The sequence below is a fragment of the Streptomyces sp. NPDC046860 genome, from assembly GCF_040645115.1.
Lineage (GTDB): Bacteria > Actinomycetota > Actinomycetes > Streptomycetales > Streptomycetaceae > Streptomyces.
Map to the genome: position 1 here is coordinate 54,320 of NZ_JBEYXQ010000006.1, position 12,046 is coordinate 66,365.

General features: G+C 71.3%; 8 protein-coding genes. 6 read left to right on the top strand and 2 right to left on the bottom strand.

The window, feature by feature from the left end; all coding sequences use genetic code 11:
• Positions 1-370 precede the first annotated feature (370 nt).
• The 3 genes from ABZ898_RS11050 (at position 371) to fdhD (ending at position 5,088) form a co-directional block, all read left to right on the top strand.
• The gene (locus ABZ898_RS11050) at positions 371-2,671 is read left to right on the top strand and encodes an FdhF/YdeP family oxidoreductase (protein WP_361655705.1); all 2,301 of its coding nucleotides are present in this window, start codon (positions 371-373) and stop codon (positions 2,669-2,671) included.
• Between the two features lie 222 nt (positions 2,672-2,893).
• Positions 2,894-4,072 carry an MFS transporter gene (locus ABZ898_RS11055; protein ID WP_361655708.1) on the top strand — a complete coding sequence of 393 codons (1,179 nt, stop codon included), beginning with the start codon at positions 2,894-2,896 and terminating at the stop codon, positions 4,070-4,072.
• A 179-nt stretch (positions 4,073-4,251) separates the two neighbouring features.
• Positions 4,252-5,088, top strand: coding sequence for a formate dehydrogenase accessory sulfurtransferase FdhD (gene fdhD / locus ABZ898_RS11060; RefSeq protein WP_361655711.1), 837 nt, complete (start codon positions 4,252-4,254; stop codon positions 5,086-5,088).
• Positions 5,089-5,133: 45 nt separating this feature from the next.
• Here fdhD and ABZ898_RS11065 read toward each other — a convergent pair whose 3' ends face one another.
• Positions 5,134-6,069, bottom strand: a complete 936-nt coding sequence (locus ABZ898_RS11065) for a LysR family transcriptional regulator (protein WP_361655714.1) — start codon at positions 6,067-6,069, stop codon at positions 5,134-5,136.
• 242 nt (positions 6,070-6,311) lie between these two features.
• Here ABZ898_RS11065 and ABZ898_RS11070 point away from each other — a divergent pair, with 242 nt between their 5' ends.
• The gene (locus ABZ898_RS11070; protein WP_361655717.1) at positions 6,312-8,213 is read left to right on the top strand and encodes an FUSC family protein; all 1,902 of its coding nucleotides are present in this window, start codon (positions 6,312-6,314) and stop codon (positions 8,211-8,213) included.
• Positions 8,214-8,282: 69 nt separating this feature from the next.
• Here the strand turns inward: ABZ898_RS11070 and ABZ898_RS11075 are convergent, their stop codons facing one another.
• Positions 8,283-8,669, bottom strand: a complete 387-nt coding sequence (locus ABZ898_RS11075) for an Hsp20/alpha crystallin family protein (protein ID WP_361655719.1) — start codon at positions 8,667-8,669, stop codon at positions 8,283-8,285.
• Between the two features lie 347 nt (positions 8,670-9,016).
• Between ABZ898_RS11075 and ABZ898_RS11080 the strand changes: the two genes are divergently transcribed.
• Together ABZ898_RS11080 and ABZ898_RS11085 are read left to right on the top strand one after the other, a co-directional pair.
• Positions 9,017-11,653 carry an AAA family ATPase gene (locus tag ABZ898_RS11080; protein ID WP_361655722.1) on the top strand — a complete coding sequence of 879 codons (2,637 nt, stop codon included), beginning with the start codon at positions 9,017-9,019 and terminating at the stop codon, positions 11,651-11,653.
• A 20-nt stretch (positions 11,654-11,673) separates the two neighbouring features.
• Positions 11,674-11,964, top strand: a complete 291-nt coding sequence (locus ABZ898_RS11085) for a hypothetical protein (RefSeq protein WP_361655725.1) — start codon at positions 11,674-11,676, stop codon at positions 11,962-11,964.
• The last annotated feature ends 82 nt before the right edge of the window (positions 11,965-12,046 follow it).

The window sequence follows — 12,046 nt, forward strand, 5'->3', positions numbered from 1 at the left end:
GCTCCGTTCGGCGGGCAGATGCGGAAGATAAGCGGTACCTATCGCGTCATCGAAATGGCCTCTTTGACTTTCGTCCGCGGAATCAAAGAAAATGCTCAGGCAGCGGGATTCGGATTCACGAATCTCGGACTAGGCACGGGAGGAACAGTGCGGGACCTGACGCGGCACCGCGATGCGGCACCCGCCCCCCGGACTCCCCCGCCGGGCTGACCCCGCCGGCCGCAGCCGCCGTCCGCCCGTCCCGGATTCGAGGAGATGCCCTACGGCCTCCCCCCTGTGGGACCCAGGTGGCCTCCGCGCCGCGGCGCGCATCTCCCCGTCGACCGGAACCCGCCTGTACAGGCGTATGTCAGAAAGAGGCAGAGCACACATGAGCAGCAGCATCGAGGACCCGATCGACGAACTGACGGTCACGCCTCCCAAGACGTGGGCGACGGGTGTCCCGGCCGTGACGCACGCTCTGGAGTACTCCCTGAGCCAGACGTCCCCGCGGCGCACCATGCTCACGCTGCTGAACATCAACCAGATCGACGGCATCGACTGCCCGGGCTGCGCGTGGCCCGAGGACAAGAAGCGGCACTTCAACGAGTACTGCGAGAACGGTGCCAAGCACATCAACGACGAGGCCACCTCGCGCCGCGTCACCCGTGACTTCTTCAAGCAGTACTCCATAGCAGAGCTGGACTCGAAGTCCGACTACTGGCTGAACCAGCAGGGCCGGCTGACCGAGCCCATGGTGAAGTGGCCCGGCGCCACCCACTACGAGCCCGTCTCCTGGGAGAAGGCGTTCGAGCTCCTCGCCCGGGAGCTGAAGCAGCTCACCTCCCCGGACGAGGCGATGTTCTACGTCTCGGGCCGCCTGAACAACGAGGCCGCCTTCCTCCTCCAGCTCTTCTCCCGCGCGTTCGGCACCAACAACCTGCCGGACTGCTCCAACATGTGCCACGAGTCCACCGGCTGGGGTCTCGGCGCCGCGCTCGGCATCGGCAAGGGCAGCGTCTCGCTGGACGACATCCACCACTCCGACCTGATCTTCCTGGTCGGCCAGAACCCCGGCACCAACCACCCGCGCATGCTGGCCGCGCTGGAGGAGACCAAGCGCAACGGCGGCGAGGTCGTCGCGGTCAACACCCTCCCCGAGGCCGGCCTGATGCGGTTCAAGCACCCGCAGAAGGCGCGCGGTGTCATCGGCAACGGCACCCAGATCGCCGACCAGTTCGCGCACATCCGCGCCGGCGGCGACATGGCCCTCTTCCAGGGCCTCAACAAGCTGCTGCTCGACGCCGAGGACGCCGCCCCGGGCACCGTGCTCGACCACCAGTGGATCCAGAAGAACTCCCGCGGCTTCCTGGAGTTCACCGAGAGCGTCCGCAAGATCTCCTGGGACGACATCCTCCTCGCCACGGGCATGACCATGGACGAGATCAAGGAGATCCACGAGCGGGTCATGAAGAGCAAGAGCGCCATCGTCTGCTGGGCGATGGGCGTGACCCAGCAGAAGCACGGTGTCGCCACCATCCGCGAGATCGTCAACTTCCTGATGCTGCGCGGCAACCTCGGCAAGCCCGGCGCCGGCGTCTGCCCGGTCCGCGGCCACTCCAACGTGCAGGGCGACCGCACGATGGGCGTCTGGGAGCAGATGTCCGACCAGTTCCTCGACGCGCTCGGCACCGAGTTCGGCTTCGAGCCGCCCCGCCACCACGGCTACGACGCCGTGCAGGGCATCCGGGCGATGTACGAGGGCAAGGCCAAGGTCTTCCTCGGCGTGGCCGGCAACTTCGTCCGGGCCACCCCGGACAGCGAGTACACCGAGCAGGCCATGCGCAACTGCAGCCTGACCGCGCACATCTCGACCAAGCTCAACCGCTCCCACACCGTCTGCGGCGACACCGCGCTGATCCTGCCCACCCTGGGCCGCAGCGACCGGGACATGCAGAACGGCGTCGAGCAGTGGATCACCGTCGAGGACTCGATGAGCGACGTCCACCGCTCGCACGGCAAGCTGCCCCCGGCCTCCAAGCACCTGCTCAGCGAGGTCGCCATCATCAGCCGCCTGGCGATCGCCACCCTCGGTGACAAGTACGGCATCCCGTGGAAGGGCTTCGAGGCCGACAACGACAGGATCCGTGACCGGATCTCCCGCGTCGTGCCCGGCTTCGAGAACTTCAACGAGCGCGTCCGGCAGCCCGGCGGCTTCAACCTGCCGAGCCCGGTGAACAGCGACACGTTCCCGACCCCCAGCGGCAAGGCCGAGTTCTGGGCGAGCCGGTTCGAGATGCCGCACGTGCCCGCGGGCCACCTGCTGCTCCAGACGTTCCGCTCGCACGACCAGTGGAACACCATCTGGTACGCCCCCAACGACCGCTACCGGGGCATCCACAACGCCCGCCGCGTCGTCATGGTCAACCCGGCCGACCTGGAGCAGTTCGGCTTCCGGGACGGCGACATGGTCGACCTGGTCAGCGTGTGGAGCGACAAGGAGCGCCGCGCGGAGAGCTTCAAGGTCGTCGCCTACCCGACGAGCCCCGGCTCCGCCGCCGCGTACTACCCGGAGACCAACGTGCTGGTCCCGCTGGACAGCGTCGCCGACATCAGCAACTGCCCGACCTCCAAGGGCGTGCTGATCCGGCTGGAGCCGTCCCGCATTCCGGCCCCCGGCCTCGCCGGCTGATCCGGCCCACGGCCTCCCCTCCCGACGGTCCGGGAGGGGGGTGAGCCGCGGATGGCCCGGTACCCGCCGCCCCGGCGGTACCGGGCCATCCGTGGATACCACCGCGGACCCCACCGCGACCCGCACCACCCCCGGGGGTACGCGTCACCCCCGCCGGCGCCGGAACCTATCCGTCCGTTGCCCGATCGCGTGACTCACGCGTACAGAAAGGCACTTCACGGCATGCCCGCTTCCCGCACCGCGCACGGCTGGCTCCCGGCGGCCGGCGCGGTGTTCGCCGCAGGATGGGGTGCGAACCAGTTCACCCCGCTCTCCTCGGTCTACCGTACGCGCGAGCACTGGCCCTCCCTCCAGGTCGCCCTGATGTTCACGACCTACCTGGCCGGCTTCCTGCCCGCGTTCCTCACCGGCGCCGCGGCCGCCGGCCGCTTCGGACGGCGCCGGGTGGTGCTGCCCGCGCTGCTCCTGTCCGCCGCCGCCAGCGCCCTGCTGGCCGCGGCCGCCTTCTTCCGCCCGGCCGTCTACGCCAGCCGGCTCGCCACCGGTGTCGCGGCCGGACTGGTCATCTCCGTCGGCAGCGCCTGGCTGCGCGAACTGTCCGCCGGCGCGGGCCCCGCCAGGGCCGCGCGCCGGGTCACCTGGGCCACCGGCGCCGGATTCGCCGCCGGAGCCCTCGCCGCCGGCGTCATCGCCCAGTGGCTGCCGCACCCCCTGCTGCTGCCGTGCCTCCTGCACTGCCTGCTCGCGCTCGCCGTGCTCGTCGCCCTGCGGCGCACCCCGGAGACCGCGCCGCCCGCCGCGCCCGGCGACCCGGACGGCCCCTGGCCGCCCGCCGTCACCCACCCCCGCTTCGTGCGCGTGGTGCTCCCGGCGGGCCCGGCCGTCTTCGCCGCCTCCACCGTCGCCTACGTCGTACTGCCCCCGCTGGTGGCCGAACGGACCTCCGGCTACGCGCCGCTGTTCAGCGGACTGGTCACCGCCCTGACGCTGCTCACCGGTCTCACCGTCCAGCCGCTGGCCGAACGCCTCGACCACGCCCACAGCGCCCGCGCCACCCTCACCGCGATGGCGACGGTCATCTGCGGACTGCTGCTGAGCGCCCTCGCGGTCCACGACGGCTCCACGGTCCTCGTCCTGCTCGCCGCCGTCCTGCTGGGCGCGGGGTACGGACTGACCCTCGCCTCGGGACTGCGGGAGCTCGAACGGCTCACCCGGCCGCGTGCCAGTCCTTCCGCGGTCTCCCTCTACCACGGTGTCACCTACAGTGGATTTCTCACACCACTGCTGCTTGCCGTGACCGCAGGAGCCGCCCCCTATCCCGCCCTGCTGGCGGGTCTGGCCGCCATCGGCCTACTGTGCCTGATGATCACCGCGTGGCACAGCCGCCGGCACCTTCCCTGACCCACGGGCGCGACGGCTGCGCGAGGCGCAGACCCGCCGCCGACCCGACCGACCCCACCCCGGCGGCCCCAGGCACGGCCCGGCCCGCCGACCCCACACAGCCGACCCCACACAACGGCACACAGTGGCTCCCGCGGCGACCACCGCCCCGGCCGGAGCCCGAGGAAAGGAACAAGACCATGGGACGAGTGACCGTGCGGCGTCGAGTGCTCCGCATCCGCGACGGCGCGTCCTCGCACCGCCCGGACACCCTCGCCGCCGAGGAGCCGATGGAGATCCGGGTCGGCGGCCGCCCCCTCACGGTGACCATGCGCACCCCGGGCGACGACTTCGACCTCGCCGCCGGATTCCTGGTCAGCGAGGGCGTCGCCCACTCCGACACCGACGTCGCCGGCATCCGCTACTGCCTGGGCGCCACCGACGACGGCAGCAACACCTACAACGTCGTCGACGTCGTCCTCGGCCCCGGTGTCGAGGCCCCCGACGCCTCCCTGGAGCGCAACTTCTACACCACGTCCTCCTGCGGCCTGTGCGGCAAGGCCAGCCTGGACGCCGTGCGCACCGTCGCCGCCTGGTCCGTCGCCGAGGACGACCTGCGCATGAGCCCTCAGATGCTGGCGACGCTGCCCGAGAAGCTGCGTGCCGCGCAGAAGGTGTTCGACAGCACCGGCGGCCTGCACGCGGCCGGACTCTTCTCCTCCGAGGGCGAACTGCTCTGCCTGCGCGAGGACGTGGGCCGGCACAACGCCGTGGACAAGGTCGTCGGCCACGCCCTGCGCTCCGGGATGCTCCCGCTGCGCGGCTGTGTGCTGATGGTGAGCGGCCGGGCCTCGTTCGAGCTGGTGCAGAAGGCGGTCATGGCCGGCATCCCGATGCTCGCCGCAGTCTCCGCCCCGTCCTCGCTCGCCGCCGACCTCGCCGCCGAGAGCGGCGTGACCCTGGTCGGCTTCCTGCGCGGCGACTCGATGAACGTCTACACCGGCGCCGAGCGCCTGGAGGCGCAGCCCGTCGCCTGACCCGCCCCGGTGGCCGCGCCTTCCCGGGCGCGGCCACGGCCGGTGCTACGCGAGCGGCAGCGCGGGCCCGCCGGGCAGCCGCTCCAGGGCGCCGGCCACGTCGGTCTCCGTGGCGATCTCGGTCAGCGCGCGGGCCATCACCGACCCGGGCTGCTGGGACGTCGTCACCAGGCCGACCGGGACCGTCCAGTCCGGCTCCACCAGCGGCACCGCCCGCATGCCGTGCGGCACACCGAACACGTGCAGCCAGGCGTGCGGCACGACACTCGCCCACCGGCCGGTCCTGACGTGCGCGAACAGAGCGGCGACGGAGTCCGTCTCCACCCTGGGCGCCGGCTTCGCCCCGGCCTTGGCGAACACGTCGTCCAGCACCCGCCGGCCCTGCATCGACTCGTTCAGCAGACACAGCGGCAGCCGGGCGGCCTCCGCCCACGTCGCCGTCGACTGGTGCGCCAGACCGTCGGCCGCGGTGATCAGCAGCACATAACGTTCCTCGTACAACGGAATGGCGTGGAAATGCCCGGAGAGCTCTTGCGGCAGATACGTGATTCCGGCGTCGATCTCGAAATTCTGGAGCTGGCGGAGAATGTCCTCCGACTGGAGGTCCGCTATCACTTCCACGGTGACCAGCGGATGCTCCGTGCAGAAAGGTCCGGTCAGCAGGGAGACGGCCGCGGACGCCGTCGGCACCGAGCCGATCCGCATCCGGCCGCTGAGCCCGCAGCGCAGGGCGCCGACCTCGTCCCGCAGCGCGTCGCGGTCCGCGAGAATCCGCTGCGCCCACACGACGATGCGCTCGCCCTCCGGGGTGAGCCCCTCGTATTTGCGGCCGCGGCGGACCAACGGCACGTCAAGCTCGTCCTCCAGCTTCCGGATCGCCTCGGAGAGCGCGGGCTGGGAGACGGAGCACGCCTGGGCGGCGCGGGCGAAATGGTGTTCCCTCGACAGGGCGACGAGGTATTCGAGTTGGCGAAACAGCACGTCATGGGTGTACCCGACCGCAGACGGAAAAGCCAATCGGCGCAGCCGTCCGCCGTGCTCCGGCCCGCCCGCCCGGACCCCCTCGGCGCCGGGCGGCGAGGGTCCGTGAGCCGCTCCCGCGCCCGTCGGACCGTATGCGAATTCACACAATGCCGGACCCCCTCAGGGAAATGCCCGGCAATTCACCGAAGGTATTGCGCGAGGGCCGTGCGTCCTCCCCGATTTGCTAGAGTTAGTGATCTATGAACCGCGGCAACACCTCTCAGCTCATCGCTGGACTGGCCCGTGTTCTCTCGCCACGCGGCTCGTTCGCCATGGCTCAGGTCAGCGGGGCGCTCCCTTTCGCGCTGCGGGCCGCGCTCACCATGGCGCTGCCCACCCTGCCGCTGGTGCTGCTCGGCCACCCGAACCTCGCGGTCTTCCCGGCGCTCGGCGCCTTCACCATCACCTTCGAGCGCAGCCTGCCGCTGCGCCGCCGCGGCCGGCTGTGGGTGCTCGCGCTCGTCGCCCTGGCGATGACGGCCGCCGTGGGACTCGGCTCCCTGCTGGCCGTCTGGGTGGGCCCCTCGGGGCCCTGGAACCAGGGCGTGGCCGCCGTGGCGGGGATGGCCGCGGTCGCCGGACTGGCCAAGTTCGGCTGTGACTACGCCGGGCTGCGCGGCCTCGGCGCCGTCCTGATCCTGGTCGCCTTCGCCATCACCGCCGAGGGCACCCCCGGCCTCGCCGACGTACTGCCGCACACCGCGCTCACCGCGCTCGGCGCCGCCATCGCCTGGCTGGTCTGCCTGCCCAACTCCCTCCAGCCCCAGCGGCTCCAGCGGCTCGCGCTCGCGGACGCCCTGGAGTGCTTCGCCCGCGCCCTGGAGGCCGCCGGGCCGATCGAGACCTCCAAGGCCCGCCACCAGGCCATCGTGGCCGCCCTGCGCGCCCACCACGCCCTGAGCGACCCCGACGACGGCGCGGCGGGCGTCCTCGGCATCGTCCGGCGGCCCTCCGACCGGCCCGTGTCCGCCGGCTACTCCGCCGACTACGTCTGGGCCCTGCTGACCACCGACACCTGGCGCGACGCCGAGGGCGCGGTCGTCGCGGGGCACCTGCGCCGGCAGGCGCGGATGCTCGCCGACCGCCGCTGGCACACCCTGCTGCCGCTGCCCGAGGAACTGCTCGACGGCTCCGGCCGCTCCCACGCCGCCGACACCCCGCCCGTCCGTCCCGCCGCCGCCCCGCCCGTACCGCCCGTACCGCCCGAGACCCGGCCGCCGGTGCCGCGCGCCCCGGCCGCGCGGGGCGACGGCGGGCACGGCAGGCCACGCGGACGGCGCCGCCGCCGAGCCGCCGCCCTGCTGCCGACCGCCGTACGCACCTTCGTCGGCACCGCCGCCGCGGGCGGCATCGCCCTCTTCCTCGGCGTCGGCCACAGCTACTGGGCCGCGATCTCCGCCGCCGCCGTGCTGCACTCGATCAACGTGTGGAGCACCGTGCAGCGAGCCGTGCAGCGCACCCTCGGCACCGCCATCGGCCTGCTCCTGACCAGCGCCGTCCTCGTCACCCACCCCGGTCCGGTGGCGATCGTCTGCCTGATCATCGTCTTCGAGTTCTTCCTGGAGTACGTCGTCGCCCGCAACTACGGCCTCGGCGTCGTCTTCCTCACCCCGCTCGCCCTGCTGCTGAGCGAACTCTCCTCGCCCGTCTCCGCCTCACGCCTGCTGCACGACCGGGTCATCGGCAGCGTCATCGGCATCAGCGTCGGCCTGATCTGCGCCCTGCTGCTGGTCCACGGCCGCGCCGCCGTACGGATGCGGGAGGCGCTCCACCTGTGCGGCGTGGTGTCGGACCAGGCCGAGCACGCCCTGCACAGCACGGCGGCGCGGCGCCGTGTCGCCCAGGTGCAACTGGCCGCGTCCGCCGTCGAGCTGTACGAGGCCAAGGAGGCGGCGAACGGCGAGCTGAAGCCCACCGGCGTCGACCCGGGCGCCATCGCCGCCGCCGAGCACCGCGCCTACGACCTGCTGGGCAGGCTCAGCCGTGCCGTGCTGGCCGACGACCGCGCCAGACGCGGCCGGGGCCGCAGACGCCCCGGAGCCGCCGCGCCGCGCCGCCCCCGCCCGGCGTCCGCTGAGAACAGCGCCCGCCCCGACCTCTGAGCCCCCGGACCAAGGGAGTTGTGATGAGCCGGGCGATGGTGACCCCCGTCGAATGAGGGTGGGTCTCCGTCAGAAACCGATCTCGATCGAGCGCCGGGTGGCCCCCTGGGATTTCGGCAGCCGTACCGTGAGAACTCCGTCGGAGAGGTCTGCCTGTACGGCGTCGACATCGACGTCACCGGGTACCCGGACCCCGTAGGAGAAACTGCCCGACCTGCGGCGCAGCGCCTTTCCGCCGGCGTTCTCGTCGAGCGCGCCGTGAATGTGGAGTTCGCGGCCGTCCACCTCGATGTTCACGCTCTCCCGCGGAATTCCCGGCAGTTCGGCGCGGACCAGATAGGCGTCGCCCGCGTCCTCCTCCTCGACCAGCGGCATCCAGTGCCGGGCCGGCTCGGCCGGTTGCGCGGACTGCTCCACCAGGCGGCTGACCTCACCCCACAACTGCTGGAGCTCCAAGACGGGATCGTGTCCGGCCCACCAGGCCGATCTCGCAACGCCCGCACGTTCGCTCATGCCCAGACTCCCATGCCCTGGCTCCGATTCGTCTCCCCCCGGCCGTTCGGATTCCGAGTCTAGGCAGAATGCGCTTCGTCCGCGCGGGCAACGGAGAGTGACCGGTGCGGAGGACTCGTTCACGTGAGAAAGACGGCACATGAGAGAGGACGGAAAGCGTCCGACAGGTATCCGCGAAGGGGGTCGGAGAAAGCCCGGAAACCCTTGGGGGAGCCCGCCGTCCTCGGGTTGCGGAGCCCTGGACATCGGGGTTCAGTGAAAACCTGATCCGTCGCGCACCAGGAGCTGCCATGTCGATGTCGTTCGGTTCACCGTTCGGTTCCTCCGACCCGTTCAGCGACCTGCTGAACAGGTTCTTCGGCATGTCACCGGCTTCATCTCCCCCCGCGGTGCAGCGAGTTCCCATCGGAAGGCTGCTGACGGAGTCCTCGCAGGAACTGCTCAACCTCGCCGCCAACAAGGCGGAGGAGGACGGTACCTCCGACCTCGACACCCAGCATCTGCTGTGGGCCGCGACGAAGGTCGAGCCCAGCCGCAGGCTGCTCGCCCAGGCCGGGGTAGACCCCGACAAGCTCGCGCAGACCATCGACGCGGTGCTGCCGGGCGAGTCCGGCACCCCGTCCGCCGAGCCGGGGCTCACCCCCGCGGCCAAGCGCACTCTCGCCGACGCCTTCGCCCAGTCCCAGGCGGCCGGCAACTCCTACATCGGCCCGGAGCACATCCTGGCCGCGCTGCTGGACGACGCCGACTCCGGCGCCGGCCGGCTGCTCTCCTCCGAGGGCGTCGACGGCAGGAAGCTGGCCTCCCGCACCGAACAGGCCGCCCGCCACGACCAGCAGGGCCGCGGCGGTCAGGGTCCCACCAGCACCCTGGACGAGTTCGGCCGCGACCTCACCGAGGAGGCCCGGCAGGGCAAGCTGGACCCGGTGGTCGGCCGTGCCGACGAGATCGAGCAGACGGTCGAGATCCTCTCCCGCCGCTCCAAGAACAACCCGGTCCTGATCGGCGAACCCGGTGTCGGCAAGACCGCCATCGTGGAGGGCCTCGCCCAGCGCATCGTCATCAACGACGTCCCCGAGACCCTCAAGGACAAGCGGGTCATCGCCCTGGACATGTCCGGCCTGGTGGCCGGTGCCCAGTACCGCGGCCAGTTCGAGGAGCGTCTGAAGAAGGTCATCGAGGACGTCCAGGCGTCCGAGGGCGAGATCATCCTCTTCATCGACGAACTGCACACCGTGGTCGGCGCGGGCGCCACCGGTGAGGGCTCGATGGACGCGGGCAACATCCTCAAGCCCGCCCTCGCCCGCGGCGAACTCCATGTGGTGGGTGCGACCACCATCGACGAGTACCGCAAGTACGTCGAGAAGGACGCGGCCCTCGAACGCCGCTTCCAGCCCGTCATGGTGCCCGAGCCGAGCGTGGCGGAGACCGTGCTGATCCTCGAAGGGCTGCGCGACGCCTACGAGGCCCACCACCAGGTCCGCTTCGAGAACTCGGCGCTGGAAGCATGCGCAGGGCTGTCCGACCGCTACATCACCGACCGCTTCCTGCCCGACAAGGCCATCGACCTGATGGACCAGGCCGGCGCCCGGGTGCGGCTGCGCAGTGCGGCCCGCTCCACCGAGGTCGTCGCCCGCGAGGACAAGATCGCCAAGCTCCAGCGCGAGCTGGACGAGGCCGTGTCGGGCCAGGACTACGAGAAGGCAGGCGAGCTCAAGGGCAAGATCGCCGAGGTGGAGTCCGAGGTCGCCGGGATCGAGGAGCGCCGCGAGGGCGTCATCACCGTCACGCCGGACGACATCGCCGACATCGTCTCCCGCCGCACGGGCATCCCCGTCTCGCAGCTCACCGCCAGCGAGAAGGAGCGGCTGCTCAACCTGGAGGAGGAGATGCACGCCCGCATCGTCGGGCAGAACGAGGCCGTCACCGCCGTCTCCCAGGCGGTGCGCCGCAACCGGGCCGGCATGGGCGACCCCGACCGCCCGGTGGGCTCCTTCCTCTTCCTCGGCCCCACGGGCGTCGGCAAGACCGAACTCGCCAAGGCCCTCGCCGAGCTGCTGTTCGGCGACCAGGACCGCATGATCCGCTTCGACATGAGCGAGTTCCAGGAGAAGCACACGGTCTCCCGCCTCGTCGGCGCGCCTCCCGGATACATCGGCTACGAGGAGGCCGGGCAGCTCACCGAGAAGGTCCGCCGCCAGCCGTACAGCGTGATCCTCTTCGACGAGATCGAGAAGGCGCACCCGGATGTGTTCAGCACCCTGCTGCAGATCCTGGACGACGGCCGGCTGACCGACGGTCAGGGCCGCACCGTCGACTTCCGGCACACCGTCATCATCATGACGTCGAACATCGGCGCCCACCTGATCCTGGCCCACCAGGGCGACGTGTCCGAGATCAAGGACGACCTGCTGGAGGAGCTGCGCGGGCGCTTCCTGCCGGAGTTCCTCAACCGCATCGACGACATCATCATCTTCCACAGCCTCACCGAGGACGACCTCTCCCAGATCGTCGACCACCTGCTGGCCCAGAGCCGGCGCCGGGTGGAGTCGCAGGGGCTGCACCTGGAGGTCACGGAGGCGGCGAAGAAGCTGCTGATCGCCCACGGCCACCAGCCGGAGTTCGGCGCCCGGCCGCTGCGCCGCACGATCCAGTCCGAGCTGGACAACCGCATCGCCGAGCTGCTGCTGAGCGGTCAGACCGAGCCCGGCGACACGATCGTCGCCGAGGTGAAGGACGACTCGCTGCACGTCACCGTGCGCGGTCCCGGCGACAAGAAGTCCGACAAGGGCGAGAAGGCCGAGGCGGGTGCGGGCAAGAAGGCGGCCGCCAAGAAGACCGCGTCCCAAAGCAGGAAGAAGGCCGAGTCCAAGGACGCCGACTCCGAGGGCGCCGACACCAAGGACGCCGAGGCGAAGAAGGACTGACGGCGGCAAGGAGAATCCCCATGGCGCACCACCACAAGTCCAACAAGAAGGTCGAGGGCGATCCCGACCGCGGGCACGGGCGTGGTATGCCCCGCCGTCCGGACGAGACCGAGCTCCAGGAACGCACGCAGGAGGACCGGCGCGACGTCGGCCTGCCCGTCCGCGAGCAGGAGAGTCCCGAGCGCGTCTACGAGCAGGAGCGCGCCGAGATCGACCGCCAGGTGGACCGGGGCGAGGTGGGGACCGGTGACCTGACGCGCCGGGAGCGCGAGGAGGAGGACCCCTTCCCGCCGTCCCACTACGGCGGCTGATCCCGCGGACACGCGAGGAGCCCGGGTGGGCCGGACACGATGTCCGGCCCCCCCCCGCACCACGCGGGGGCCGCCGCGGTAG

Excerpts from the sequence above, each read along its gene's own strand:
- fdhD (WP_361655711.1), top strand. The coding sequence starts at position 4,252 with ATGGGACGAGTGACCGTGCGGCGTCGAGTGCTCCGCATCCGCGACGGC.
- ABZ898_RS11080 (WP_361655722.1), top strand. The coding sequence starts at position 9,017 with ATGTCGATGTCGTTCGGTTCACCGTTCGGTTCCTCCGACCCGTTCAGC.
- ABZ898_RS11070 (WP_361655717.1), top strand. The coding sequence starts at position 6,312 with ATGAACCGCGGCAACACCTCTCAGCTCATCGCTGGACTGGCCCGTGTT.
- ABZ898_RS11050 (WP_361655705.1), top strand. The coding sequence starts at position 371 with ATGAGCAGCAGCATCGAGGACCCGATCGACGAACTGACGGTCACGCCT.
- ABZ898_RS11085 (WP_361655725.1), top strand. The coding sequence starts at position 11,674 with ATGGCGCACCACCACAAGTCCAACAAGAAGGTCGAGGGCGATCCCGAC.
- ABZ898_RS11055 (WP_361655708.1), top strand. The coding sequence starts at position 2,894 with ATGCCCGCTTCCCGCACCGCGCACGGCTGGCTCCCGGCGGCCGGCGCG.